Genomic DNA, 26,052 nt, shown 5'->3' with positions numbered 1-26,052 from the left:
ATTACCAATACTTTGTAATAGAGCGTTCTTCTGCCCTAGGAGCCACCATGTCGAAACTTGCCGAATACCGTGCACTGGAACAACAACTTGCCGCCCAGCTCGCCGAGCTGGAAGCCCTGAAGAACGATAACGCCCTGCAAAAAGAAATCGAGTTCGAAACCAAGCTGCAAGAGTTGATGAAGAGCTACGACAAGAACCTGCGCGACGTCATCGCCATCCTCGACCCGCAATCCCACAGCGTCAGCCGTGTTGCCGCCCCGGCGAAAGCATCGCGTCGCGAACGTGCGGTCAAACGCTACAAGAACCCGAAGACAGGCGAAGTGGTAGAAACCAAAGGCGGCAACCACAAAGTTCTCAAGGCCTGGAAAGAACAACACGGTTCCGACACCGTCGAGTCCTGGCTGCAATAAGCAAGCCTCAGTGAAAAGCCCGGATATGTTCCGGGCTTTTTTATTTCCGGGCCAACTATCCATGTTGATCGCCCAGCGCCCCGCACATACGGACATCAGCCCACGCAACAAGACCTCAGCCGAAGCCCCGTGTCGGCATCTGGAAAGTTGCAAGCGGTTACCTGCCAGTCACCTGGCTTCTGATCAATAACGGCATGCCAGCCAAGACACGCCGCCGGTTATAGCGGCCGAGCCGATCGGGCTTTGCCTGCCGGCCATTACCGTCGTGCCATCTACAGCCCACCAACCTGACACTCACTCCCCTGCGATCCATCCTGACAAAGCCTTGCCAAATGCTAATGCTTCGCGATAATGTTATGTTATTACGTAAATAAACAAGGAGTCGAACATGCAGGTCTTATCCTCGCTCAAGCAGGCAAAACTGCGTCACCGCGATTGTCAGGTCGTCAAACGCCGTGGGCGTCTGTACGTGATCTGCAAAACCAACCCACGCTTCAAGGCACGCCAGGGCGGCGTGAAGAAAAAGCGCGGGTGATTTCTTCGCGGCAAACACATATGGGGCGCAAGGAAGACCTTGCGCCCTATTGTGCTCACGCCGTCGGTCAGGCGCTCTGTATGCCGGTTCTGCGCAGCTCGCGTGCCGCCGCCACCATGTTCACCAGCGCGGCTTCGGTCTCCGGCCAGGCACGGGTCTTCAAGCCGCAGTCCGGGTTGACCCACAACCGCTGCGCCGGAATACGACGGGCCGCCTTGCGCAGCAGGTTGACGATCTCCTCCAGGGTCGGCACCCGAGGCGAGTGGATGTCGTAGACACCCGGGCCGATCTCGTTCGGGTAGTCGAAGCGCTCGAAGGCCTCCAGCAACTCCATGTCCGAACGCGAGGTCTCGATGGTGATCACATCGGCATCCATGGCGGCGATGGACTCGATCACATCGTTGAACTCGCTGTAGCACATGTGGGTGTGGATCTGCGTCTTGTCGCGCACCCCGCAAGCGCTCAGACGGAACGACTCGGTGGCCCAGTCCAGGTATTCCTGCCATTGCGACTTGCGCAGCGGCAGGCCTTCGCGGAACGCCGCCTCGTCGATCTGGATGATCCTGATGCCAGCGGCTTCCAGGTCGACCACTTCGTCACGAATGGCCAGCGCCAGTTGACGCGCCTGCTGCTCGCGGGAGATGTCATCGCGCGGGAAAGACCACATCAGCATGGTCACCGGGCCGGTCAGCATGCCTTTCATTACCTTGTCGGTAAGGCCCTGGGCGTAGGTGATCCAGTCTACGGTCATGGCTTTCGGGCGGCTCAGGTCGCCATAGATCACCGCCGGTTTCACACAGCGCGAACCGTAGCTCTGTACCCAGCCGAAACGAGTGAACGCATAACCGTCGAGCTGCTCGGCGAAGTATTCGACCATGTCGTTGCGCTCGGCCTCACCGTGTACCAGCACGTCCAGGCCCAGGCATTCCTGGATCTCTACGGCGTGACGGATCTCGCTGTGCATCGCCTCGGTATACGCGGCGGCACTGAGCTTGCCTTGCCTGAACGACTGCCGGGCCAGGCGGATCGAGGCGGTCTGCGGGAACGAACCGATGGTGGTGGTCGGGAATGCAGGCAGGTTGAGGTCGGCACGTTGCAGCGCGATACGTTCGGCGAACACCGAGTGGCGCTGGCTATCCGCTGGTTTGATCGCGGCGAGGCGAGCCTGCACGGCCGGCTTGTGGATACGTGGCGAAGCGGCGCGGCGCTGCTGCACCACGCGACTTTCGGCAATGGCCTGGATAACCACGGCACGCTCTGGCTCATTGATCGCACTCGCCAGCACGGCGACTTCCTGGCACTTCTGCACGGCGAAAGCCAGCCAGCTCTTCAGCTCGGCATCCAGCTTGTCCTCACGGTCGAGGTCGACCGGACTGTGCAGCAAGGAACAGGATGGCGCGACCCACAACCGCTCGCCCAGACGCTCATGGGCATGGCGCAGCACGCCCAATGCCTTCTCCAGGTCGCAGCGCCAGACGTTACGGCCATTGACCAGCCCCAGGGACAACACCTTGTAGGCCGGTAGCCGGTCCAGGATGGTCGGGTACTGCTCAGGCGCACGCACCAGGTCGATGTGCAGGCCGTCCACCGGCAGGCCCGCAGCCAGGCCGAGGTTGTCTTCCAGGCCGCCGAAGTAGGTCGCGACCAGCTTCTTCAACGGTTCGCGCTGGAGCAGGTTGTAGACCCGCTCGAAGGCGTTTTTCCAATCCTGCGGCAGGTCCAGCACCAGAATCGGCTCGTCGATCTGCACCCACTCGACGCCCTGGGCAGCCAGGCGCTGGAAAATCTGGCCGTACAACGGCAGCAGGCGATCGACCAGCTCCAGCTTGTCGAACTCGCTGCCCTTGGCCTTGCCCAGCCACAGGTAGGTCAGCGGACCGATCACCACCGGCTTGACCCTGTGGCCCAGGGCCCTGGCCTCGTCAACCTCCTCGAACAACTGCTCCCAGCTCAGTTCGAACTGCTGCTCGGCGCTGAACTCCGGGACCAGGTAGTGGTAGTTGGTGTCGAACCATTTGGTCATCTCCTGGGCATGGGCGCCGCAGCAGTTGTCGCCGTCATTGTTCGCCAGCGCACCACGGGCCATGGCGAACAGGGTCTGCAAGGTCGGCTTGCGGTTGCCATGAGCACGGAAGCGCTCGGGGATCACGCCGAAGGTCAGCGAATGGGCCAGCACCTGGTCGTACCAGGCGAAATCGCCGACCGGCAGCAGCTCGATACCCGCGTCCTTCTGTACCTGCCAGTGGCTGGCACGCAGTTCGCGCCCCACGGCGCGCAGGCCGGCTTCGTCCAGTTCGCCTTTCCAGAACGCCTCCTGGGCTTTTTTCAGTTCGCGGTCGCGACCGATGCGCGGGAAGCCAAGCGTATGTGCCAGGGCCATGGGTGAAATCCTCCAGTTAAAAAATCTGGAGGAATTCTCGGCGCCGTCACTTCATGAGACAAACTCAATTAATTTACGTTGAAAACGAATTTTCCTCATGAACACGCAATCCGTTCAATTCGCCTACGGGCCATGCCTCGTGCCGGCACTTCAGAAGTCCAGGGTCAGCCCCGCATACAAGGCCCGCCCATCACCCGCGGCATGCAGGGACTGCTCTACCCCGGCAGTGTCGTCGTACCAGACGTACTCGTAATAGCGGTCGGTGACGTTCTTGGCCTGCAGGTCGACACTCAGCGTCGGCGTGACCTGGTAGGTCGCGCCCAGGTTGAGCAATACGTAGCCGCCGAAGGTGCCCGTGCTATTGGTGCGCTCCAGGTAGTAGTCGCTCTGGCCATTGACCCAGGCCGATACTTCGAGCTTCGGCGTCAACCGGTAGCTGGAGCCGAGCGCATACAGGTGATGGGGAACGTGGTCCATTTCCTTGCCCTTGCTGGCGGGCAGGTTGGGATTGGGCTGGAGAATCTCGGAGAACTGCCGCGAGTAGGACAGCCAGAGGCTGCTGTCCTCGGTCGGATACAGATTGACCTGCACGTCCCAGCCTTTGCGCAGGGTCTTGCCGACGTTCTCGGCATCGCCCAGCGCATCGTTGAGCTTGCGCTGCACTTCATCCGAAGCCTTCTGCTGCCAATAGGCGATACGGCCATCCAGCCAGCTCGCGGGCCTGAAGGTAATGCCCGTCTCCCAGCCATCGTTGATCGACGGCTTGAGGTCATCGCTCTGGGTCGCCAGGCGATAGGCGGCGGAGCCGACACCGATCTGGAACGTGCGGCCCCAGTTGGCGTACAGGCTGGCCTGCGCCCATGGCGAATAGACGACGCTGAGTTTGGGCTGGCGAATCAGCCCGTAGTCGTTGACCCCGGCATGTTCGCCGGTCAGCTCGTTGGTGTAGTCGCCATAGACCTTGTCGACCCGGTAGGCCGGGATGATCTTCAAGGTATCGGTCGGTTCGACCACCGCCTGTACGTAGGCGCCGTAGACATTCAGGTCGAAACGCTGGTCGCGGGTCTGCGCGACGCGGCTGCGCAGTTGCGTGCGATAACGCAGGCTTTCGTTCTCCTGGCGTTGCACCTCTGCCCCACCCTCCAGGGCAAAGGCATGCAGGCCCTCTATCCGCGGTCGCCAGGTCAGGCTGCTCAGCGCGCCATACTGGGTCTCGTCCGCATAACGTTCCTGCTGCGACGAGGTGCGCCAGTACTGGGTCCAGCGCCGGTCCTCGAAGGTGTTCACATAGGCCTTGCCACTCCAGCTCAGCGCCTCGGCCAGGCTGGCATCCAGGTGCAGGCTGAGTTGATTCATCTCTCGCTCACCTGTATCGGTGGCGTTGTTGGCATAGGATTGGCGCGGGGCATCTCGCGCATCGGCATGGCTCAGGTAACCGGCTTCATCGGCATCGGCCGTGTAGTGGCGCGCGCTCAAACCGGCGCGCCAGGATTCATCGGCCGCGGTGTAGAACCATTTGCCGGAAACGCCCAGGCGCTCGGTATCGGCGTGGTCGCGGTAGCCCCCACTGGCCTGGTAGCTCAGGGCATAGTTCTGGCTCCAGCTGCCTGACTCGATGCCTTTGACCACTTGCACATCGCGGCTATCGAAACTGCCGTAGCGCACGCGCAACTTGCCAGCGTTGCCGCCCTGGCGGGTATCGATGCTGGCGTTGCCGGCGATGTTGTGCAGGCCATAGCGCGGATCATTGGTGCCGCGCACCACCTCGATGCTCTCGATCTCCAGGGGCGAGACCATGTCGATGAAGGGCATGTTACCGTCGTTGCTGTTGCTGGGAATGCCATCGATCAGCAACTTGACCGCGTTCACCTCGCCCTCGCCATTGAAGCCGCGAAAAGACAGCTTCCCCGAGGTGGTGCCCTGGTTGAACTGCGTCAGCATGACGCCCGGTAACCGATTGAACAGTTCCCAGCTGTATTGCACCGGCTGTTTTTCCAGAATGTCCGCACCGACCACATCGACCGAACTGAGAATGTTGCGGCTCGCCAGTGGGCCTCGCTCATCACTGCTGACGGTCACCGCCCCGAGCGTGAGCACCGACTCGCCCTCGGCCACGGCCTGGCTGGGCGCAGACAGAGCGAACAGGCCGCATACCAGCGGCGGTGCGCACAGAGACAATGCGGGTTGCAGGCGCATGCGCAGGCACGGCGCCGAAAAAGCGTTCCTTGTGTTCATCAACGATAATTTCCAGGCAAAGACGTGATGCTGTTTGCGCACGGCGCAGGGCATGCTGCGCCTAGCGAATCAGGCTGAAAGACTCACACTGCGAGGAAGGCAACGGGCGATGCGCGGGGATTGAGCGAAGGCCACAGGTAACGGGGCGGAGGCTGCGCCCAGGAGCGCGCGACGATTGGCGCAAGCGCTCCCGCTGGCCTATCGCCGAGGCTCCAGTGCATGGCGTTGGAGGCCAGCGCCGAGCACGAGGAGCCGAGCGAGCAGTCCAGTTGCACGGCCGCCTGCGGGTCCGAGTCGGTGCCAGCGAAGCCATGCCCACTTTCACTGTCCAGGCCGCAGTAGCCACCCTCCAGGCCACTGAGCGCCAAGCCGCCCATCTGCCCATGGTGGATGCCGCACACGAACAGGCTGAACAGAACGCTGGCGTAGAGCGTCCATGCAATCAGCGATCGTGGGTGACGGGCGATTTTCATGGCGGCGACTTTACCACCCGCCACTCACGAACGCTAAGCGCTGCCTGAGATCGATTGTCGCGGCACGAACCCGCCTGAACGTACACCTATCCGCTGTTGCCCGACCAGGCCATGCGGCCTCGCGCTCCAGCAGGCTTGGGCATGGCCGTCTTCGTGGACATCCGGCCTTCCCGAAACGGCCCCCAATTGGCCGTCACGTTTTTTTCACATGCTGGAGCATTACCATGGCCGCCCTTTCTGAAGGCATTCGCCAGTTCGACTGGAGCACTGCGTTGTTCACCGAAATAGACATCTACCCGCACGACAGACAACGTGACGTTATGCCCCCGGGCATGAGAATAGGCCTGCGCCGGGCCGCTCTTTCGCTGATGGCGCTGACCGCTGTCACGGGCGCCTTCTTCGCCTGGCAGAACTTCTATCCCGTCACGGCCGCCAGCGGTTGGAGCTACGATGTGGCCTACCGGAACGTACACAAGGCCGCATCGCTGGTGCAGCAGGCCGACGGCGTCCTGGTCAGCCAGGAATTGCAGGACGGGCGCGGCAGTATCCTGCATATCGCGCCGGACGGAACCAGGCAGTTGGTCGTCGAAGGCTTGTCCAAACCCGATGGCATGATCCCGGCACAGGGTGGTGTGGCATTCAGCCAAGAGTCGGGCAATTCGCCGGTGAGCCTGTTCAGGCAAGGCAAGGTCTATCCCCTGTTCGAGGCCAATAACGCCCAGGGGCTGTGGGCCGATGCCGACTACCTCTACGCCATCGAAGACCGCAAGGGCGATGGCAGGCTGCTGCGTTATCGCTGGAGCGACGCCAGCCTCACCGTACTACGCGACAACCTTTCCGAAACCGAAGCCCTCACCCGCTGTAGCGATGGCCGCATGCTGTACACGGAAAAGGCAAAAGGCACGGTACGCCAGGTCAGCAGCGACGGCCTCGATCCGGTGCTGCTCCAGGGCCTGAAGAATCCGACCTTCCTGCTGTGCGACGAGCGCGGCCTCTGGATCACCGAAGACTCCACCCATCGTGCCCGCCTGCTGCTGGTTGACCCAGGCGGGCAGCGGCATACCGTGCTGTCCTTCCTCAAGGCCCCGCAGGGCATCGTCGCCACCGGCAACGGCACCTACCTGATTGCCGAAGGCGGGCGCGACCGCGTGCTGGCGTTGCGTGCGGTCCAGTAAATCCGCGCGCCCTGAAACAGCGCTTCGCGCAGGCAGCCTTAGTCCCGCTTGCGCTTGATCCGGTACATGTCGCTATCGGCATGCCTGAGCAGCGCATCGGCACTCGTCCCGTGCTCCGGATAACAGGCCACGCCGATGCTGCAGGACGGCATCCTCAGCCCGGCGAACTCATCGCCCAAGGGCTCGGCCATGGCCGCGAGGATCTGCTGCACCTTCTCGGCAACGAAAGCGTCCAGCTGGATATCCGTCAGCAACACGACGAACTCGTCGCCACCGAGCCTGGCCACCGTGTCCGTCTCGCGCACACAGCCTTGCAGGCGCCGCGCCGTCTCGCACAACACGCGATCGCCAGCGGCATGCCCATGCACATCGTTAACCGTCTTGAAGTCATTGATGTCGAGGAACAGCAAGGCCAGCGTGCTGCCATGGCGATGCGCCGCGCGCAGGGCGGCCGCCAGGCGGTCATTGAACAGCGAGCGGTTGGTCAGCTTGGTCAGCGGGTCATGGTGAGCGAGGAAACGCAGCTCTTCTTCCGACAGGGCAAGGGCCGTTACATCCCGCGCCACGCCGATCCGCGCGCCCACCTCCTCCGACCAGAAAGCCGCCCACAGGATGTAGACGACGCCGCCATCCTTGCGGATATAGCGATTGCGGAAATCGAAATGCGGCTGGCCGCTCATCACCCGCACAATCGAAGCCCTGGTGGCCGCCAGGTCTTCTGGGTGCATGTAAGAAGTAATCGGGGTGCCGACCAACTCGTCGGCACGGTATCCCAGCAGCGCCTCGCAGGCATCGCTGACGAAGACGATCTGATCGTCCCTGTCGACCACGAAAACCGTGTCCAGCATCAGTTGGATCAGCCTGGGATAGAGCGCTTGCAGGTCAACGGGCATAGGGTGCGGGAATCCGGTTCGGTGGGCGTGATCATAGCCTGATCGCTGACGGACGATCCTTGCTGGATCAGGCGGACATCGTCAGCATAGTGAGGCTGACGCCCTCGGCAACGCTCCCGAGTCCGGATGCCTGTTGCAATTGCATGGCGAAGCGCAAGGGAAACCCTGCCATGAGACAGGGTTTCCGAGAGCGATCGCTCAGATGGTGAAGCGGGTCACCAGGGTATTAAGGTCGATCGCCAGGCGCGAAAGCTCCTGGCTGGCAGCGTTGGTCTGGTTGGCCCCGGCCGACGTCTGCAGGGCCAGGTCGCGGATGTTGACCAGGTTGCGGTCCACCTCCCGGGCGACCTGGGCCTGCTCTTCCGAGGCACTGGCGATGACCAGGTTGCGCTCGGTGATGTGGCTGATCGCCTCGGTGATCTTTTGCAAGGCCACTCCCGCCGCCCGTGCCAGTTCCAGGGTGGAACGCGCCCGTTCGTTGCTGGCGCGCATCGAGCCCATCGCCAGGTCGGTGCCCTGCTGGATGCCGCCGATCATCTGTTCGATTTCCTGGGTCGATTGCTGGGTGCGGTGCGCGAGCGCGCGGACCTCATCGGCCACCACGGCGAAACCGCGGCCCTGCTCACCGGCACGCGCCGCCTCGATCGCCGCATTGAGCGCCAGCAGGTTGGTCTGCTCGGCAATGGTACGGATCACATCCAGCACCTTGCTGATATCGTGCACCTTCTCCGCGAGCTGCTCGACCTGGGTCGAGGTGGTCGTCACGTCCTCGGCGAGCTGGCCGATGGCATCGACGGTACGGTTGACCTGCTCCTGCCCCTCGCGTGCGGTCCGGTCGGAGTCCCTTGACGCTTCCGAGGTGGCGACCGCGTTGTGGGCCACCTCGTCGACGGCGGTGGTCATTTCGTTCACCGCCGTAGCGGCCTGTTCGATCTCGTTGTTCTGTTGATGCAGCCCGCGGCTGGAGTCCTCGGTGACCGCATTGAGCTCTTCGGCAGCCGAAGCCAGTTGCGAGGAGGAATGAGCGATGCTCTGCAGCGTGCTCTTGAGGCTCTGCTGCATGGTCCTGAGCGAATCGAGCAGGCGTGCCGGCTCGTCGCGGCCATCGACCCGGATGTTCTCCGTCAGGTCGCCAGAGGCCACCACCTGGGCCACCTGCACCGCCTGGCGCAGTGGCAGCACGATGCTGCGCGTCAACAGCAAGGCCAGCGTCGCGGTAAGCGCGGCGGCCAGCAGCATGAACAGCAGGACGACGTTCATCGAATAGTCGTATTCGCTGGTCGCATCCCTCGCGGCCTTTTCACCCGACTCGCGATTGACCTGGATCAGCTTGTCCAGCATTGCGCCCATGGCGTCCGAACGCGCCTTGTACTCCCCCCCGAGCAAGGTGCGCATGCCCTCCATATCGTTGGCGCGCGACAATTGCACCAGTTTGTCGTTGAGCACCAGGTACTCGGCCAGCACCTGCTTGAACTGCTCGTATTGAGTGCGCTCGGCGCCCTCGCTGACGATCGACTCATAGTCGGCCTGGACCTTCTTCAGTTGCGCGGTCAGTTCCGCGCCACGGGCCAGGGTCGCATCCAGCAAGGCCGGCTCACGGTCCACCAACAGACGAAAGGACACGATGCGCAGGCGCAGCATCTTCTCGTTGATCGTCCCCAACGCGGCATAGCTGGGCAAGGTATCTTCGGTCAGTTCCACCGTAGCCCCCCGGATACTTCGCATCTGGCTCATGGCGAACAGGCCGAGCAGAAGGACAAGCAGCGCAATCAGGGAAAAACCAGCAATCGCCCGCGGGGCGATATTCATACGCCGTAGCACCATGGCGCCGACCTCTAGGAAAGTGATTGTTATTGCTTTGATGCCATGCCAATGCACGGCTGCACGATCCTACCACTCCCGCGTCATGCCAGATCAACTTCTAGAAAGGTGTTTACTTCCCCCGAAAAAGACGATGAAGAGCGCCCCTCAGAACGCCCCCCCGGGAACGCGCACCCAGCCTTCCATCAGCACCCGCGCGCTGCGGCTCATGATGGCCTTGGTCACGCGCCACTCGCCGGCCACCTGATGCGCTTCGGCACCGACCCGCAGGCTCCCGGAGGGATGGCCAAAGCGCACCGACTGCCGCTCGCCGCCGCCAGCGGCCAGGTTCACCAGGGTGCCGGGGATCGCCGCCGCGGTCCCGATCGCCACGGCGGCCGTGCCCATCATGGCATGGTGCAGCTTGCCCATGGACAGCGCGCGTACCAGCAGGTCGACGTCTTGCGCGCCGACCTGCTTGCCGCTGGATGCCCGGTAATCCTTAGGTGGCGAGACGAAAGCGACCTTCGGCGTGTGCTGGCGTGTCGCGGCCTGCTCCGCCGTCTCGATCAGCCCCATGCGCAGAGCCCCGGCCACCCGGATGGCCTCGAAGCGTGCCAGGGCGGCGGCATCGCCATTGATCGCGTCCTGCAGCTCGGTGCCCTGGTAGCCGATATCGCTGGCGTTGACGAAGATGGTCGGGATGCCGGCATTGATCAGGGTCGCTTGCAGGCTGCCGACGCCAGGCACCTGGAGTTCATCGACCAGATTACCAGTGGGGAACATCGAGCCGCCGTCGCCTTCTTCGGCCGGATCGAGAAATTCGAGCACGATCTCCGCCGCCGGAAAAGTCACGCCGTCCAGCTCGAAATCGCCCGTTTCCTGCACCCGCCCGGCGCTGACCGGCACGTGGGCGACGATGGTCTTGCCGATATTGGCCTGCCAGATGCGCACCGTGCAGATACCGTTGTCGGGGATGCGGGCGGGATCGACCAGGCCCGCGTGCAGGGCGAACGCACCGGCAGCCGTGCTCAGGTTGCCGCAGTTGCCGCTCCAGTCGACGAAGGCGCTGTCGATGGACACCTGGCCATAGAGGTAGTCGACGTCATGCCCCGGGCGTTCGCTCTTCGACAGGATCACGCACTTGCTGGTACTGGAGGTGGCGCCCCCCATGCCATCGATCTGCTTGGCATAGGGGTCGGGGCTGCCGATCACCCGCATGAACAGACGATCGCGCGCCTCGCCCGGCACCTGGCAGCGTTCGGGCAGGTCCTGCAAACGGAAGAACACGCCCTTGCTGGTGCCGCCACGCATGTAGGTGGCGGCGATTTTGATCTGCGCTTGAGAAGCCATGGTTGGGTCCTGACAGGAAGATAAATGAATCGTAGGGTGGATCGGGGCACGTAGCTCACGCCTCACCGATCCACCCTACGAGATCAAGCCGCACCTTTGAGGAAGTCCTTGGCGAAGCGCTGCAGCACGCCGCCAGCCTTGTACACACTGACGTCGGCCGCGGTGTCCAGGCGGCAAATCACTGGCACTTCGAGCCTTTCGCCATTGCGCCGGCGGACCACCAGGGTCAGCTCGCAGCGCGGCGCTATGGCCCCCTCGATGTCGTAGGTCTCGCTGCCATCCAGGCCCAGGGTCAGGCGCGTGGTGCCCGGCTTGAACTCCACCGGCAACACGCCCATGCCGACCAGGTTGGTGCGGTGGATACGTTCGAAGCCCTCGGCGACGATCACCTCGACACCAGCCAGGCGCACGCCCTTGGCCGCCCAGTCACGGGACGAGCCCTGGCCGTAGTCGGCACCGGCGACGATGATCAGGTTCTGCTTGCGATTCATGTAGGTTTCGATGGCTTCCCACATACGCATCACCCGACCTTCCGGCTCGACGCGGGCCAGCGAGCCCTTCTTCACCTGGCCGTCGACCACCGCCATCTCGTTGACCAGTTGCGGGTTGGCGAAGGTCGCCCGCTGCGCGGTCAGGTGGTCGCCACGGTGGGTGGCGTAGGAGTTGAAGTCCTCTTCCGGCAAGCCCATCTTGTGCAGGTATTCGCCCGCCGCCGAGTCCATCAGGATGGCGTTGGACGGCGACAGGTGATCGGTGGTGATGTTGTCGGGCAGGATCGCCAGCGGGCGCATGCCCTTGAGCGTGCGCTCGCCGGCCAAAGCGCCTTCCCAGTACGGCGGACGGCGGATGTAGGTGGACTGCGGGCGCCACTCGTACAGCGGGCTTTGCGCTTCTTGCACGCGGCCCAGGTCGAACATCGGGATATACACCTGCCTGAACTGCTCGGGCTTTACCGAAGCGGCAACGATGGCATCGATTTCCTCGTCGCTCGGCCAAAGATCCTTCAGCGTAACGGGATTACCCGCCTGGTCATGGCCCAGTACATCCTGCTCGATATCGAAGCGCACGGTGCCGGCGATGGCATAGGCCACCACCAGCGGCGGCGAGGCGAGGAAAGCCTGCTTGGCGTACGGATGGATACGGCCATCGAAGTTGCGGTTACCGGAAAGCACGGCCGTGGCGTACAGATCGCGGTCGATGATCTCTTTTTGAATGACCGGGTCGAGCGCGCCGGACATGCCGTTGCAGGTGGTGCAGGCATAGGCGACGATGCCGAAGCCGAGCTTCTCCAGCTCCGGCAGCAAGCCGGCATCGTCCAGGTACAGCTTGGCCACCTTGGACCCCGGCGCGAAGGAGGTCTTGACCCAGGGCTTGCGGGTCAAGCCCAGCGCGTTGGCCTTTTTCGCCAGCAGCCCGGCGGCGATCACGTTGCGCGGATTGGAGGTGTTGGTGCAACTGGTGATGGCGGCGATGATCACGGCGCCATCCGGCAACTGGCCGCTGGCCTCCTCGGCCCTGGCGGCAGCCAGCATGGCTTCGCCGGCGATGCCGCGTTCATGCAGCGCCGACGTCGGCAAGCGCTTGTGCGGGTTGCTCGGGCCGGCCATGTTGCGGCCCACGCTGCCCAGGTCGAAGCGCAGCACGCGCTCGTACTCGGCGGTCTTCAGCGCACTGCTCCACAGCCCCAGCGCCCTGGCGTACTGCTCCACCAGCAGCACCTGGTCCGGCTCGCGCCCGGTGAGCTTGAGGTAGTCGATGGTCTGCGCGTCGATATAGAACATCGAGGCCGTGGCGCCGTACTCCGGGCACATGTTGGAGATGGTCGCGCGGTCGCCGATGGACAGGCTGTCCGCCCCTTCGCCAAAGAACTCGACCCAGGCGCCGACCACCCGCTCCTTGCGCAGGAACTCGGTCAGCGCCAGGACGATATCGGTGGCGGTGATCCCGGGCTGGCGCTTGCCGCTCAGCTCGACGCCGACGATGTCGGGCAGGCGCATCATCGACGGATGGCCAAGCATCACGGTCTCGGCTTCCAGGCCGCCCACGCCGATGGCGATCACGCCCAGGGCGTCGACGTGCGGGGTGTGCGAGTCGGTGCCGACGCAGGTATCCGGGAACGCCACGCCGCCGCGCACCTGGATCACCGGGCTCATTTTCTCCAGGTTGATCTGGTGCATGATGCCGTTGCCAGCCGGGATCACGTCGACGTTCTTGAACGCGGTCTTGGTCCAGTCGATGAAGTGGAAACGATCCTCGTTGCGGCGGTCCTCGATGGCGCGGTTCTTGTCGAAGGCATCCGGGTCGAAACCCGGCGCTTCCACGGCCAGCGAGTGGTCGACGATCAGTTGGGTCGGCACCACCGGGTTGACCTTGGCCGGGTCGCCGCCCTGTTCGGCGATGGCATCGCGCAGGCCGGCCAGGTCGACCAGCGCGGTCTGGCCGAGAATGTCATGGCAGACCACCCGCGCCGGATACCAGGGGAAGTCCAGGTCGCGCTTGCGGTAGACCAGTTGCTCCAGCGCGGCAGTCAGGTCCTGCGGGTCGCAGCGGCGCACCAGTTGCTCGGCCAGTACACGGGAGGTGTACGGCAGTTTTTCCCAGGCGCCCGCCTGAATCTCTTCGACGGCGGCAGGCGCGTCGAAGTAGTCCAGCGGTGTGCCGGGCAGGCTTTTACGGTATTGGCTGTTCATCGTTATCTGCGATCCTTGAGCGGCACGAACTGCAGGTCTTCGGGGCCTGTGTAGTTGGCACTCGGGCGGATGATCTTGCCGTCGATGCGTTGCTCGATGACATGGCTCGCCCAGCCGGAAGTACGGGCGATGACGAACAGCGGGGTGAACATGGCGGTGGGCACGCCCATCATGTGGTAGCTCACGGCGCTGAACCAGTCGAGGTTGGGGAACATCTTCTTGACCTCCCACATCACGCCTTCCAGGCGCTCGGCGATGTCGAACATCTTGCTGTTGTCCTGCTCGGCGGACAGCTCGCGGGCCACCTCCTTGATCACCTTGTTGCGCGGATCGGAAACGGTGTACACCGGATGGCCGAAGCCGATCACCACTTCCTTGCGCTCGACCCGGGCGCGGATGTCCGCCTCGGCCTCGTCCGGGTTGTCGTAGCGCTTCTGGATCTCGAACGCCACCTCGTTGGCACCGCCGTGTTTCGGCCCGCGCAGCGCGCCAATCGCCCCCGTCATGCAGGAGAACATGTCCGAGCCGGTACCCGCGATCACCCGCGCGGTGAAGGTCGAGGCATTGAACTCGTGCTCGGCGTACAGGTTCAGCGAAGTGTGCATGGCGCGCACCCAGGACTCGCGTGGCGCCTCGCCGTGCAGCAGGTGCAGGAAGTGGCCGCCGATGGAGTCATCGTCGGTCTCCACTTCAATGCGCTTGCCGTTGTGGCTGAAGTGGTACCAGTACAGCAGCATCGAACCGAGCGAAGCCATCAGCTTGTCGGCGATGTCGCGGGCACCCGGATGGTTGTGATCGTCCTTCTCCGGCTGCAGGCAGCCGAGCACCGAGGTGCCGGTGCGCATCACGTCCATGGGGTGGGTCGAGGGCGGCAACTGTTCCAGGGCCGACTTCACGCCGCCGGAAATGCCGCGCAAGGACTTGAGCCGGCTCTTGTAGGCGGCCAACTCAGCCACGTTCGGCAGCTTGCCATGGACCAGCAGGTGGGCGATTTCCTCGAACTCACAGGTGGTGGCGACATCGAGGATGTCGTAGCCGCGATAATGCAGGTCATTACCGCTGCGCCCCACGGTGCACAAGGCGGTGTTGCCGGCTGCGGTGCCGCTCAGGGCCACCGACTTCTTCGGCTTGAAGCCGGGGGTCTCGGCATTTGCGTTCATCATGCTTCTCCTAATCATCCGGTTGCTTGTTGTTGTTCTGCAGGCTGGAGTTTCTTAGAACCTGTTCACGATCTCGCGAGCTAGAGCAAAACAGGGGCGAAAGTGGCCGAGGAACGGTCGCAGTCGCGGGCGACTTTACGAGCTGTAAATGAGCATTCCGACTGGGCTGGCATTCCAGGTCGCTTTCAACCTTGTTTGGCCGACGCGCAGCAGATCGTGAACAGGTTCTTATGCGTGCCGCGCGTCCATCAGGACTTGCCGGCCGCGAACAGCGCATCGAGGTGCTGTTCGAAAGCGTGGTAGCCAATACGGTCGTACAGCTCCATGCGGGTCTGCATGGTGTCGATCACGTTCTGTTGCGTGCCGTCGCGGCGAATCGCCATGAACACGTTTTCGGCGGCCTTGTTCATGGCGCGAAACGCCGACAGCGGGTACAGCACCAGGGAAACATCGGCGCTCGCCAACTGCTCGGTGGTGTACAGCGGCGTGGCGCCGAACTCGGTGATGTTGGCCAGGACCGGCACCCTCACCCGCTCGGCGAAGGTCTTGTACATGCCCAGTTCGGTGATGGCCTCCGGGAAAATCATGTCCGCGCCGGCCTCGACGCAGGCCGCGGCGCGATCCAGCGCGGCATTCAGCCCTTCCACGGCCAGTGCATCGGTACGCGCCATGATCACGAAGCTGTCGTCGCTGCGCGCATCGACGGCAGCCTTTATCCGATCGACCATCTCCTGCTGGGAAACGATCTCCTTGTTCGGCCGATGACCGCAGCGCTTGGCGCCGACCTGGTCCTCGATATGGATGGCCGCCGCGCCGAACTTGCTCATCGAGCGCACCGTACGCGCGACATTGAAGGCCGAGCTGCCGAAGCCGGTGTCGACATCCACCAGCAGCGGCAGATCGCAGACATCGGTGATGCGGCGTACGTCGGTCAGCACATCGTCGAGGCCACTGATGCCCAGGTCGGGCAAGCCGAGCGAGCCGGCCGCGACGCCACCGCCCGACAGGTAGATGGCCTTGAAGCCGGCGCGTTTGGCCAGCAGTGCATGGTTGGCGTTGATGGTGCCGACCACCTGCAACGGATGCTCGCTGGCGACCGCCTCGCGAAAGCGTTGGCCGGGCGTGTTCAGACTCATGACTCACCTCGTTTCTTGCTGGATTGGGTAGGCGCTGCGCTCTCGAAGTAGCGGGCGATGTTGCGTTTGGACGCGGCGATGTGACGGCGCATCAGCAGCTCCGCCAGTTCGCCGTCACGGCCCTCGATCGCATCGAGGATGCGGTGGTGTTCGGCGAACGCCTGGCGGGGGCGATTGGGCGTCGCGGAGAACTGCAGGCGATACATGCGCACCAGTTGGTACATCTCGCCACAGAGCATCTGCGCCAGGGTCGTGTTGCCGCTGCCCTGGATGATCCGGTAGTGGAAGTCGAAGTCGCCTTCCTGCTGGTAGTAGCCGACACCAGCCTGGAACGCGGCGTCCTGCTCGTGCACGTCCAGCAGCCGGCGCAGCTCGGCGACATCCGCGTCGCTCATGCGCTCGGCCGCCAGGCGACAGGCCATGCCTTCGAGGGACTCGCGGATTTCATACAGCTCGATCAATTCCTGCTGGCTGAGCGACACCACCCGGGCCCCGACATGCGGGATGCGCACCAGCAGGCGCTGCCCCTCCAGGCGATGGATCGCTTCACGCAACGGCCCCCGGCTGATGCCGTAGGTGCGTGCCAGCTCCGGTTCGGAAATCTTGCTCCCGGGCGGGATCTCGCCCTGGACGATGGCGGACTGGATCCGACGGAAGACGTTCTCGGAGAGTGTCTCGCTGTCCTGCGCTTCGATGACCTGCATATTGTCGACACCATTGCCTTGATGAGCGAATTATTCCCCTTAAATTCACATCCATCAAGCAACTTTGTAGACAATCTTGCTATTCACATCGAAATCCGCCCACCCGACAGGAGGGCGCCGAGGCCGCTGGCCCAGGGCAGCGGGCATGGCGCCAGGCTAAAACGGCCTGCCGTGCGGCAGTGACGAAGTGTCAACAATCCCTAGGGCAATGCAGAGGGTGGAAAGGTTCTGAGCGGTTCCTGGCCCACCCGATCCAGGCGAGAAGGAACCGCTCCTATGGCAAGCACTCAGGGATTGCAGCGACGGCTCACCACAGCTTCATCGTATAGGTCACGAAAATCCGCGTTTCATCGATGTCGCTGGTGTAGCTGGTGCGATAAACCGCATTGCGCCACTTCAAGCCCACGCCCTCCAGCGGCCCGCTCTGGATCACGTAGGCCAGGTCGATATCGCGCTCCCATTCACGGCCGCTGCTCAGGCCGGCGCCACGCTCTATGCCGCTGCCCTTGATATAGCGCCCCATCAGGCTGAGGCCCGGTATACCGACTGCGGCGAAGTCATAGTCATAACGCGCTTGCCAGGAGGTTTCCTTGGCCGAGGTGAAGGTGCCGACCGTGACCAGGTTGGCAGTATAGGGCGGGGTGTAGCCGTTCAGGGTCGGGAAGGCATCGGCCCCGCTCATGCGCTGGTAGGCCAGGCCGAAGCGGTGCCCGCCCGTCTTCAGCGTGCTCATGACGTTGAAATTGCGGTTGTCGACACTGCCGGCCAGGCCCGCGCCCTCGGTGGAGCTGTCGAAGTAGCGTGCGTCAGTGACCAGGGCAACGCCCTCCCCCAACGGCAAGGTATGCAGCAAGCCGACATAGTGCTGCTGATAGAAGTCCTTCAGCTCGCCGTAGAAGTAGGTGGCGCTCAGGTTGGGCGTGAACGCGTAGGTGGCGCCCGCCAGGTTGAACTCGTCGCTGTCGAACGCGGCACTGCGGCCACCGATGTACATGTTGTCGCTGCCGGCCGACTCGCGCGTGCGCGACTTCCACAACTGGCCCGCGGTCAGGGTCAGCCCCTCGATTTCCCTGGACTCGAGCAACGCGCCGTCGAAGGTCTGCGGCATCAACCGCGCGTCGTCGCGAAACACCACGGGCAGCGTGGGCGTGAGGATGCCGACATTCAGTTGCGATTTCGAATAGCGGATTTTCGCGGTCAGCCCCGCGTGGCTGTAGTCATCGACCGGGCGCTTGGAGTTCGGGCCGAAGGGCAAGGTGCCGTCGCCGCTGCGACCACGGCCGGAGTCGAGCTTCACGCCCAGCAGCCCCATGGCGTCGAGACCGAAGCCAACCGGCCCTTCGGTAAACCCGGACTGCATGCGCAACATGAACGCCTGCGACCAACTGCCCGCTTGCGACTGCGCGGCGCCCTGCTGGCGAAAGTCTCGGTTCATGTAGAAGTTGCGCAGCTCCAGCGAGCCGCTGCTGTCGTCGATGAAGTCGGCGTGTGCGGAACCGCTGGCGAGCAGGCTCGCGAACAGAGGGGCACTGATGCCCATCAGGTACTTGGTGTTATTCATGGTGTGTTTCTCGTTTTTGTTGTTATCGAAAACAGCGTTCAGAGGTGCAGCAGGCAGAGTGCGACGCTGGGAACCAGCAGGATCAGCACGATGCGCAACAGGTCGGAAGCGAGGAACGGCAGCACGCCCTTGGCCGTTTCCATGTAAGGCACGTCGCGGGCGATCTTGTTGACGATGAACAGGTTCATGCCCAGCGGTGGGTGAATCAGGCCGATTTCCACCACCATCAGGGCCAGGATGCCGAACCAGATCGACTTCTCCTCATGGCTCATGCCGAAGAACTCCAGGCCCATGATCATCGGGTAGAAGATCGGGATGGTCAGCAGGATCATCGCCAGCGCATCCATCACGCAGCCCAGCGCGAGGTAGATCAGCAGGATCACCGACAACACCAGCAGCGGCGCGAGCTGGCTGTTCAGCACCCACATGGCCAGGTCCACCGGCATCTGCGTGAGGGCCAGGCCGGAGTTGAGCAGGTCCGCGCCCAGCAACACCAGGAAAATCATGCCGGTGGACTGGGCGGTACCCAGCAGGCTCTTGCGCAGGCCTTCCAGGCCCAGGTTGCCCTTGCAAGCGGCGAGCAGGCCGCAGGCCGCGGCGCCGATGGAGGCCGCCTCGGTCGGGTTGGCCCAGCCGCCGTAGATGCCGACGATGACCACCACGAACGTCATCAGGATCGGCGTGATCTGCACGAACGACAGCACCCGCTCCCGCCAACTGGCCTTTTGCGCCGGTGCGCAGGCGTCCTTGTCGACATTGACGATGGCGCTGATGATCAGCAGGTAGCCGATGATCGCGATCACGCCCGGCACCACGGCGGCGATGAACAGCTTGGCGATCGACTCCTGGGTCAGCACGGCATAGATGATCAGCGGCACCGACGGCGGAATCAGGATGCCCAGCGTGCCCCCCGCCGCCACCGCGCCAGTCGCCAGCCGGTCCGAGTAGCGGTGTCGGCGCAGTTCCGGCAAGGCGACCTGGCCCATGGTCGCCGCGGTGGCCAGGGACGAGCCGCAGATCGCCCCGAACCCCGCGCAGGCGCCGATGGCCGACAGCGCCAGGCCACCGCGCCAATGACCGATAAAGGCCGAGGCACAACGGAACAGCGACCTGGACAAGCCGCCATGGGTGGAGAACTGCCCCATCAGCACGAACAGCGGGATCACCGCCAGGTCGTAGTTGGAGAGGCGCGCATAGGTCAGGTTGTTGAGGGTGTAGAGCAGCGACTGCACGTCGCCCTGGTTCATCACCAGAAAGCAGACGCCACCGGCCAACAGCATGGCCACGCCGACATGCACCCGTAGCACCAGCAGCACCAGCAGGCCGCTGAATATCCATAGACCGAGGGCCAGCGCGCTCATACCGATCGCTCCTGGCTGGTCAGCATCGAGTAGCAACGCCAGGCCGTGCACAGGGTCAGCAGCACCAGGCTGGGCACGATGCCCGCCAGCGCCCACCACAGCGGCACGGCGAGCAATGCGCTGCTGTCCATGTTGATGTGGGTCTCGAACATCTGCAGCCCGGTGCGCCAGGTCAGCAATCCGGCAACGACGGTGAACAGCGCATAGGCGCTGGCATCGAGCCAGCGCTTCGCCCCCGGGCTCGCCCAACTGGTGAATGCCTCGACCTTGATATGGTCGTCATTGATTGCGCAGTACGGCAGGAACGCCGCGATGGCCACGGCGGCGCCCATCTCCATCAACTCCATGTCGCCGTTGATCGGTGTGGCCCAGAGCTTGCGGCCGATGATGGAAACCAGCGACATGACCAGGAGAAGCAGGAAGGCCGTGCCTCCGGCATAAGCGAACCACTGGGCCAACCGCCCCAGTTTCCGCTCCGCCCAGGGCAGGCGAGCCGGCGACGCATGGGCATCATCCAGCGCGATGCTGTTGTTCATGGCGCATCCTCACGGTTGGCTGGCGGTTGCGCGGGCGGCGATATCGCGTAGCGATTTCACCAACTGGCTGCCATCGATATCTTTCTCGTCACCGTCGTGGGCCCAGGCCTGCACGACCTGCTCGCCGCTTTCGCGCATGCGCTGGTACTGGCCATCGTCGATGGTCTGGATCGCCTCCGCGCTGCGTTGCCGCACCAGCTCCTTGGCCCGCTCGGCCTCGCGGTCCCAGGTCTGGCCGAAGCGGACGGACAGCGCGCGCCCGGAATGCTCGTCGATCACCGCACGCAGATCGGCCGGCAAGCTCTCGTAGCGCCTCTTGTTCATCAACAGGCTGAGCAGCGAGGTGTAAAAGATCGGCTGGCCAGCCCTGGGCTCGATATGCAGGGGCGCGACTTCGTCGATCTTCAATGCCGGGATCAACTCCCAGCCCACCAGCGCTCCGTCGATCACGCCCTTGGACAGCGACTCGGTCAGTTGCGAGGCCGGCATGCTCACGGGCGAAGCGCCCATGGCACTGAGCAACTTGGCCGCCATGCGCGAAGAGGCACGCAGCTTCAGGCCCTTGAAGTCTTCCAGCGCCAGCACCGGCTTCTTGCTCATGTGCAACTGCGTGCCGGCGTCACTGTGCATGGCCAGCACCTTGTAGTCCTTGTAGTCCGCCTGCAGCGACTGCTCGTAGAAATCCCAGATGATCTGCGAGCCCAGCGCGCCATTGGCCGGCAGCATGAATGGCAGCTCCACGGCCTCGCTGCGCGGGAAGCGGCCCGACGAGTATCCCGGCACGGTCCAGACGATATCGGCGACGCCATTGCGTACCTGGTCCGGCAACTGCGCCGGGGTGCCGCCCAGTTGCATGGAGGGGTAGATCTGGCACTTCAGGCGCCCGCTGGATGCCTGGGCGAGTTCATCGCACCAGGGTTGGATGGCGTTTTGCTGGGCGTTGGAACTGGCGGGCAGGAAATGCGCCACCTTGAGGATGTAGGTGTCTTGGGCCTGGGCCAGTGAGGCGCCGACGCAGGCCATCAGGGTAATCAGGTTTCTCGCAAGGTTCATGGCTTCACCGCTTGTTGTTATTGTCGGGTGGAGAGGGTCTGTTGATGTTTCGGCGCAATCGCGACGAAACGTCAACAGACCCTAACCGCCAACGACTCGCTGGTCGCTGGCGCTGCAGGCAAGGCGTTGCTTCTACTGGCTCTGGGCGTACTTGAAGTACTCGGAGTTGTCCGCCACCTCGCCCAACTGCTGGCGGGCCCGCCCCCATTCCTGGGACGTGAGGTTGATGAACGGCGCGTTGGCCTGTTTCAGCTCGACCATGTTGCGGGCGATGCCGACGTCTTTCTCCAGCAACGCGAGCTTGAAGCCGGTATTGAACTGCTCGCCCAGGATGTGCACGGGGAAGATGTGCTCCACGGCGAAGTTCTTGCCGGTGGAAGTGCCCATGATGTCGATCATGGTTTTCGCCGACAGGCCGAACAGCGCGCCGACCTTGATCGCTTCCGATGCGGCCGACAGGCCGATGGCCGCCACATAATTGTTCAACGCCTTCATGGCGTGGCCGGAGCCGACCGGGCCGGTTTCGATCACGCTGTTGCCCATGGCCCCGAGCACCGCTTTCACCGTGTCGAGCGCATAGCCCTGCGGCGCGCCGAGCATGATGGTCAGCGTACCGGCCTCGGCACGCGGCACCGCTCCCGAGACCGGCGCGTCCAGCAAGGTGACGCCGGCCTGCGCCAGGGCACTCTGCAAATGCTGGCTGTCGCTGGGGTCCGACGAACTCATGTCGATCAGCACGGCACCACGCTTGAGATGGCCCAGCAGTCGATCATCGTTTTCGCCAGTCCCCAGCACCACGGCCTGCACCACCTTGCCGTTGGGCAGCATGGTGATCACCACGTCGCTGGCTTCGGCCAGTTGCGCCAGGCTGCTGGCGGCATGACCGCCGACTTGCTGGCTGAAACGCTGGGCCGTCTCCGGCAGCGCATCATAGACATGCACGCTGTAACCGGCGCGCAGCAGATTGGTCGCCATGTGCCAGCCCATGTTGCCCAGGCCGATGAAGCCGATGCTCAGCTCACTCATGGCGATCACCCGCTGCGCGTTGCGCCAGGATCGGCTGGGCCACCCGGAAGCAGTCCACCGACGCCGGAATCCCGCAGTACAGCGAGACATGCAGGAACAGTTCGCGCAACTCCTCCTCGGTCACGCCATTGGCCAGCGCGCCGTGGGTATGGATGCCAATCTCGTGGGAACGTCCCAGGGCCGCGAGCATGGCCAGGGTCAACAGGCTGCGCTCGCGTTTGCTGAAGCCGGGGCGCTGCCAGATGGTGCCGAAGCAATGCTCGGTGACCAGTTCCTGCAACGGGCGGGTGAAATCGGTGGCGGCTTCGATCTGCACTTCGGCGCCTTGCGGGCCGAACATTTCGCGGCGCAGGGCCAGGCCATCGTCGAATCGTTGTGTGTTCATGGCGGTCTCTCGGTTTGTTGTTGTGGGATCTGCCGTTCAGGCCTTGGCTGCAAGCGGGCTGGCGTGCAGCGGTGAGCGCTCCTGAGTGGCGCGTTTTTTCAGGTAGATGCGAGTGGCGACAGCCGGTGCATCGCTGGCCACAGAAATCTCGTAGTGACCGTCGTCGATATCGCCCAGGCGCTGCTCCAGCGCGCCCAGGCCCTCGACGTCCTCGTTGAAGGCGGCGAACAATTGCTCGTGCATGAAGTCGCCGAGCTGCGTGTCGTGCTGGGCGAAATCACGGCCATGGACGATGAAGTAATGCATGGTGCCGGCGGTTTCCGGGGTCAGGATATGCGCCGTGTGGATGTGGTATTCGCTGCGTTGCCCAGGGCTGAGCGCCGAGTCGTAGAAGGTCACGCTCACCCGGTGCAGGCCCGGCGAGAGGAACTCCGAGGTGACGATCCGCGCGGCGGTATTGCAGCCGTCCAGCCCCGTGGTCTTGCCCCACACGGGCGACAGCGTGGTCGGCACCACTTCGCGGATCAGCTTGTAGTGGCCTTCCTTGAGGTCGAGCTTGAACGGTGCGCTGGCGTAGTCCGGCGTACCGATGGTGGCGGCATGCAGGAAGGTCAGGTGGGTGAGGTCCATGAGGTTCTCATGCATGCTCACGTAGTTGCCGGGATGGTGGAAATAGCCGGTGCTGCACTCCCAGTCCGCCGCCTCGATCCAGGGCTGGTGCGGTAGCCGCGCCTCATCGGCCAGCGCCTGGTCACCGAGCCAGATCCACAACAAGGGACCTTTCTCGACCAATCGGTAGCGCCGTACCCCTATCCCTTTCGGGCAGGCTTTTTGCGAAGGCACGTCGATCAGATCGCCCGCCTCGTTGTAGCGAAAACCATGGTAGCCACAGACGATGGTGTCCCCGTCCAGGTGGCTGCGCGACAAGGGAAAGGAACGATGCGCGCAGCGATCCTCCAGGGCAACCGCCTCGCCGGCCAGGGTGCGGTAAAGCACCACGTGCTTACCCAACAGGGTGCGCGGCTTGAGTTCGCGACCGACCTCCGAGCTGAACGCGGCGACATACCACTCGTTGAAAATGAATGGCGTATCGCGGTCAGCCATCTGGCCGCTGGCCTTGCGAGAACTGGCAATCAGGTGTTCGCTGGGCAGAGTCATGGTGTGCTCCTGGTTATGCAGTGATGTTCAGAGGTCCAGCGCCAGGCTTGGGCTGAGGGAGCGAGAGACACAGATCAACAGGCAATCGCCGGCGGCGCGCTCTTCGTCGCTCAGCACCATGTCGCGGTGATCGGGTTGGCCTGCGCAGACGCGTGTCTCGCAGGTGCGGCAGACCCCTGCCCGACAGGCGAAGGGCGGCTCCAGGCCGCTGGCCTCGAGGGCTTCGAGGATGCTTTGCTCCGCCTCGACGCGCAGCGTGCGGCCGCTCCTGAGCAGTTGCAGATCGAAGGCGCCGCTGCCGTCGCCGAGCGTCTCGGCTTCAGGCTGCGCAGGCGCCGCGAACCACTCGAAGTGCAGTTGCGAGGCGACCGCCGCACCCGCGTCGCGAATAGCGCTCATCAGTGGCGACGGGCCACAGCAGTAGAGCTGCTCGTCGGACGCCAGCGAGTCGATCACCGCCCTCGCATCCAGGTGGCGGCCGCCCTGTTGATCGGTGACGTGCCATTGCACGCGGGCCGGGTCGAGCTGGCTGAGCGGCTCGTAGTAGGCAGCCCGTTGCAGGCTGCGTACCGAGTAGATCAGGCGCCAGGGGCGATTGTTGCGCTGGCACCAGTGGATCATCGCCAGGATCGGCGTGATACCGATACCACCGGCCACGAAGCAGTAACGCTCGGCGTGCGGATCAAGCTCGAAATTGTTGCGTGGGGGCCGCGCGTTAATCACATCGTTCTGGCGCAGCGAGCCATGGATGAAGCGAGAACCACCGCGGCTGTCTTCACTCAGGCCGACCGCGATCAGGTAGCGATGGCGCTCGCTGCAATCGTTGAGCAGCGAGTAATGGCGGATAAGGCCATTGCCGAGCATGAGTTCCAGGTGCGCGCCCGGGGTAAAGGGCGCCAGCTCGCCATTGTCCAGTGCGGTGAGTTCGACAACGCATACATCCTTGGCTTCGGCGGATATGCGGCTGACTCTCAACGGCTGTTGATAGAGGGGATTGTTGGTCATTGTTATTCCCTTGGCTTTGGCCCACGGTTACAGGCCTGCACGTCTTATGTGGGCAGCCTACCGAGTTGCGCTCTACCTGCTGTCATCCAAGAGGAGGACAGCGTTGCCAAGGGCATTGCGGATTGATAACTTGTTAACGACCGGATGAAGCCAATAGCCATCCAGCTATCGACTTGCGCTATTACACAACTACAAGAATAGGCCTTGCGATGATGGACGTATGGAGCGCAAGCAGAGGCGCGAACTCTGTTGCACCACCCCGTTTTACCGACGTGATCAACCGAATGGGCCGTGAAGGTTTCGAGCAATCCCTGTTCGATTGCCTGGGACAGTCTCTCGATGCCCGCCACTTCACCGTATTCCGCCTCGACAAAGGCCAGCCCAGCCTGCTCTGTGCCGGCACCCGGCATGCCGATTCGCAGATGGTCTGGCGCTGCTGGAAGGCTTACTCGCACCAGCTTCATCGCCACGACCCGCTGCTCAACCATTTGCCCGCCCAGCGGCGAAGCCAGGACGAGTTGCTGGTAAGCCACCTGCTGGCCGAAGACATCGACTTCAGCGCCTATCGCCAGGCGCTGTATCAGAACAACGGGATGAGCGAGCGGCTGTCAGGCTTGCAATGGGAAGACGATGGCGTGCCGGTGCTGTTCAACCTTTATCGCCACCAGGGCGACGGCCATTTCAGCGACCGCTCGATCGCCTCGTTCGAGCAACTGGCGCCGTTGCTTTTGCAACTGCTGCGCGGGCATACGGCGATCCGCAGCCGTACGCCCCAGACCGGCCCGCAACACTGGCGAAGCCTGCTGTTGAGCCACGCGCCGGATTTGTCCGAGCGTGAACTGGACATCTGCCTGGGGCTCCTTGAGGGGCTGACCTACGCCGGTATCGCCGCCAGCCTGGAGATCAAGGAAACCACCGTCAAGACCTACCGAAATCGTGCCTTCGACCGGCTGGGCATACATTTCCGCAACCAGCTGTTCGCCATGGTCCAGTCAGCTTGAGCGATGCCTTCGGCACGGGCTA

Annotated in this window: 22 protein-coding genes; 4 read left to right on the top strand and 18 right to left on the bottom strand. The window is 63.5% G+C overall.

Features of this window, described 5'->3' with window-relative positions; genetic code table 11:
- Positions 1-47 precede the first annotated feature (47 nt).
- Entirely contained in the window at positions 48-410 is a 363-nt protein-coding gene (locus tag ACSZPK_RS23275; RefSeq protein WP_437883958.1) for a histone-like nucleoid-structuring protein, MvaT/MvaU family, read from the top strand.
- A 388-nt stretch (positions 411-798) separates the two neighbouring features.
- Positions 799-945, top strand: coding sequence for a type B 50S ribosomal protein L36 (ykgO, locus tag ACSZPK_RS23270; protein ID WP_437883957.1), 147 nt, complete (start codon positions 799-801; stop codon positions 943-945).
- Between the two features lie 67 nt (positions 946-1,012).
- On the opposite strand, the gene metE is transcribed toward ykgO, so the two are convergent.
- The 3 genes from metE to ACSZPK_RS23255 all read right to left on the bottom strand — a co-directional run bounded on the left by metE (position 1,013) and on the right by ACSZPK_RS23255 (position 6,033).
- Entirely contained in the window at positions 1,013-3,325 is a 2,313-nt protein-coding gene (metE, locus tag ACSZPK_RS23265) for a 5-methyltetrahydropteroyltriglutamate--homocysteine S-methyltransferase (RefSeq protein ID WP_437883956.1), read from the bottom strand.
- Between the two features lie 150 nt (positions 3,326-3,475).
- On the bottom strand, positions 3,476-5,521 hold the full coding sequence (locus tag ACSZPK_RS23260; RefSeq protein WP_437884060.1) for a TonB-dependent receptor: 2,046 nt from the start codon (positions 5,519-5,521) through the stop codon (positions 3,476-3,478).
- 122 nt (positions 5,522-5,643) lie between these two features.
- Positions 5,644-6,033, bottom strand: coding sequence for a DUF2946 family protein (locus tag ACSZPK_RS23255; protein WP_437883955.1), 390 nt, complete (start codon positions 6,031-6,033; stop codon positions 5,644-5,646).
- A 320-nt stretch (positions 6,034-6,353) separates the two neighbouring features.
- Between ACSZPK_RS23255 and ACSZPK_RS23250 the strand changes: the two genes are divergently transcribed.
- Entirely contained in the window at positions 6,354-7,208 is an 855-nt protein-coding gene (locus tag ACSZPK_RS23250; RefSeq protein ID WP_437884059.1) for a hypothetical protein, read from the top strand.
- Between the two features lie 38 nt (positions 7,209-7,246).
- Here ACSZPK_RS23250 and ACSZPK_RS23245 read toward each other — a convergent pair whose 3' ends face one another.
- The 15 genes from ACSZPK_RS23245 to ACSZPK_RS23175 form a co-directional block, all read right to left on the bottom strand.
- Entirely contained in the window at positions 7,247-8,101 is an 855-nt protein-coding gene (locus tag ACSZPK_RS23245) for a diguanylate cyclase domain-containing protein (RefSeq protein ID WP_437883954.1), read from the bottom strand.
- Between the two features lie 198 nt (positions 8,102-8,299).
- Positions 8,300-9,925, bottom strand: coding sequence for a methyl-accepting chemotaxis protein (locus ACSZPK_RS23240; protein ID WP_437883953.1), 1,626 nt, complete (start codon positions 9,923-9,925; stop codon positions 8,300-8,302).
- Between the two features lie 144 nt (positions 9,926-10,069).
- Positions 10,070-11,254, bottom strand: coding sequence for a 2-methylaconitate cis-trans isomerase PrpF (prpF, locus tag ACSZPK_RS23235; protein WP_437883952.1), 1,185 nt, complete (start codon positions 11,252-11,254; stop codon positions 10,070-10,072).
- An 83-nt stretch (positions 11,255-11,337) separates the two neighbouring features.
- Positions 11,338-13,944, bottom strand: coding sequence for a Fe/S-dependent 2-methylisocitrate dehydratase AcnD (gene acnD, locus ACSZPK_RS23230; RefSeq protein ID WP_437883951.1), 2,607 nt, complete (start codon positions 13,942-13,944; stop codon positions 11,338-11,340).
- A 2-nt stretch (positions 13,945-13,946) separates the two neighbouring features.
- On the bottom strand, positions 13,947-15,104 hold the full coding sequence (gene prpC, locus ACSZPK_RS23225; protein WP_437883950.1) for a bifunctional 2-methylcitrate synthase/citrate synthase: 1,158 nt from the start codon (positions 15,102-15,104) through the stop codon (positions 13,947-13,949).
- 248 nt (positions 15,105-15,352) lie between these two features.
- On the bottom strand, positions 15,353-16,240 hold the full coding sequence (gene prpB, locus ACSZPK_RS23220) for a methylisocitrate lyase (protein ID WP_437883949.1): 888 nt from the start codon (positions 16,238-16,240) through the stop codon (positions 15,353-15,355).
- The gene (locus ACSZPK_RS23215) at positions 16,237-16,944 is read right to left on the bottom strand and encodes a GntR family transcriptional regulator (RefSeq protein WP_437883948.1); all 708 of its coding nucleotides are present in this window, start codon (positions 16,942-16,944) and stop codon (positions 16,237-16,239) included. The genes prpB and ACSZPK_RS23215 overlap by 4 nt, the downstream gene beginning before the upstream one ends.
- 307 nt (positions 16,945-17,251) lie before the next feature.
- Positions 17,252-18,484, bottom strand: a complete 1,233-nt coding sequence (locus ACSZPK_RS23210) for an OprD family porin (RefSeq protein WP_437884058.1) — start codon at positions 18,482-18,484, stop codon at positions 17,252-17,254.
- 59 nt (positions 18,485-18,543) lie between these two features.
- Entirely contained in the window at positions 18,544-19,866 is a 1,323-nt protein-coding gene (locus ACSZPK_RS23205) for a TRAP transporter large permease (RefSeq protein WP_437883947.1), read from the bottom strand.
- Positions 19,863-20,402, bottom strand: a complete 540-nt coding sequence (locus tag ACSZPK_RS23200; RefSeq protein ID WP_437883946.1) for a TRAP transporter small permease — start codon at positions 20,400-20,402, stop codon at positions 19,863-19,865. Before ACSZPK_RS23200 ends, ACSZPK_RS23205 begins: the two co-directional genes overlap by 4 nt.
- A 9-nt stretch (positions 20,403-20,411) precedes the next feature.
- Positions 20,412-21,455, bottom strand: a complete 1,044-nt coding sequence (locus ACSZPK_RS23195; RefSeq protein WP_437883945.1) for a TRAP transporter substrate-binding protein — start codon at positions 21,453-21,455, stop codon at positions 20,412-20,414.
- A gap of 132 nt (positions 21,456-21,587) precedes the next feature.
- Positions 21,588-22,571 (bottom strand): NAD(P)-dependent oxidoreductase, encoded by a 984-nt coding sequence (locus ACSZPK_RS23190; RefSeq protein WP_437883944.1) that lies wholly within the window; start codon positions 22,569-22,571, stop codon positions 21,588-21,590.
- Complete coding sequence (locus ACSZPK_RS23185) at positions 22,474-22,866, bottom strand: carboxymuconolactone decarboxylase family protein (RefSeq protein ID WP_437883943.1); 393 nt, start codon at positions 22,864-22,866, stop codon at positions 22,474-22,476. Before ACSZPK_RS23185 ends, ACSZPK_RS23190 begins: the two co-directional genes overlap by 98 nt.
- A 36-nt stretch (positions 22,867-22,902) precedes the next feature.
- The gene (locus tag ACSZPK_RS23180; protein WP_437883942.1) at positions 22,903-24,024 is read right to left on the bottom strand and encodes a Rieske 2Fe-2S domain-containing protein; all 1,122 of its coding nucleotides are present in this window, start codon (positions 24,022-24,024) and stop codon (positions 22,903-22,905) included.
- A 27-nt stretch (positions 24,025-24,051) separates the two neighbouring features.
- Positions 24,052-25,029 carry a PDR/VanB family oxidoreductase gene (locus ACSZPK_RS23175; RefSeq protein ID WP_437883941.1) on the bottom strand — a complete coding sequence of 326 codons (978 nt, stop codon included), beginning with the start codon at positions 25,027-25,029 and terminating at the stop codon, positions 24,052-24,054.
- 284 nt (positions 25,030-25,313) lie between these two features.
- Here ACSZPK_RS23175 and ACSZPK_RS23170 point away from each other — a divergent pair, with 284 nt between their 5' ends.
- Positions 25,314-26,030, top strand: coding sequence for a helix-turn-helix transcriptional regulator (locus ACSZPK_RS23170; protein WP_437883940.1), 717 nt, complete (start codon positions 25,314-25,316; stop codon positions 26,028-26,030).
- The last annotated feature ends 22 nt before the right edge of the window (positions 26,031-26,052 follow it).

This window comes from Pseudomonas sp. LRF_L74 (assembly GCF_965644255.1).
Classification (GTDB): Bacteria; Pseudomonadota; Gammaproteobacteria; order Pseudomonadales; family Pseudomonadaceae; genus Aquipseudomonas.
Note: the sequence above shows the minus strand (reverse complement) of the source record. Positions and strands in the feature narration are given on the sequence as shown.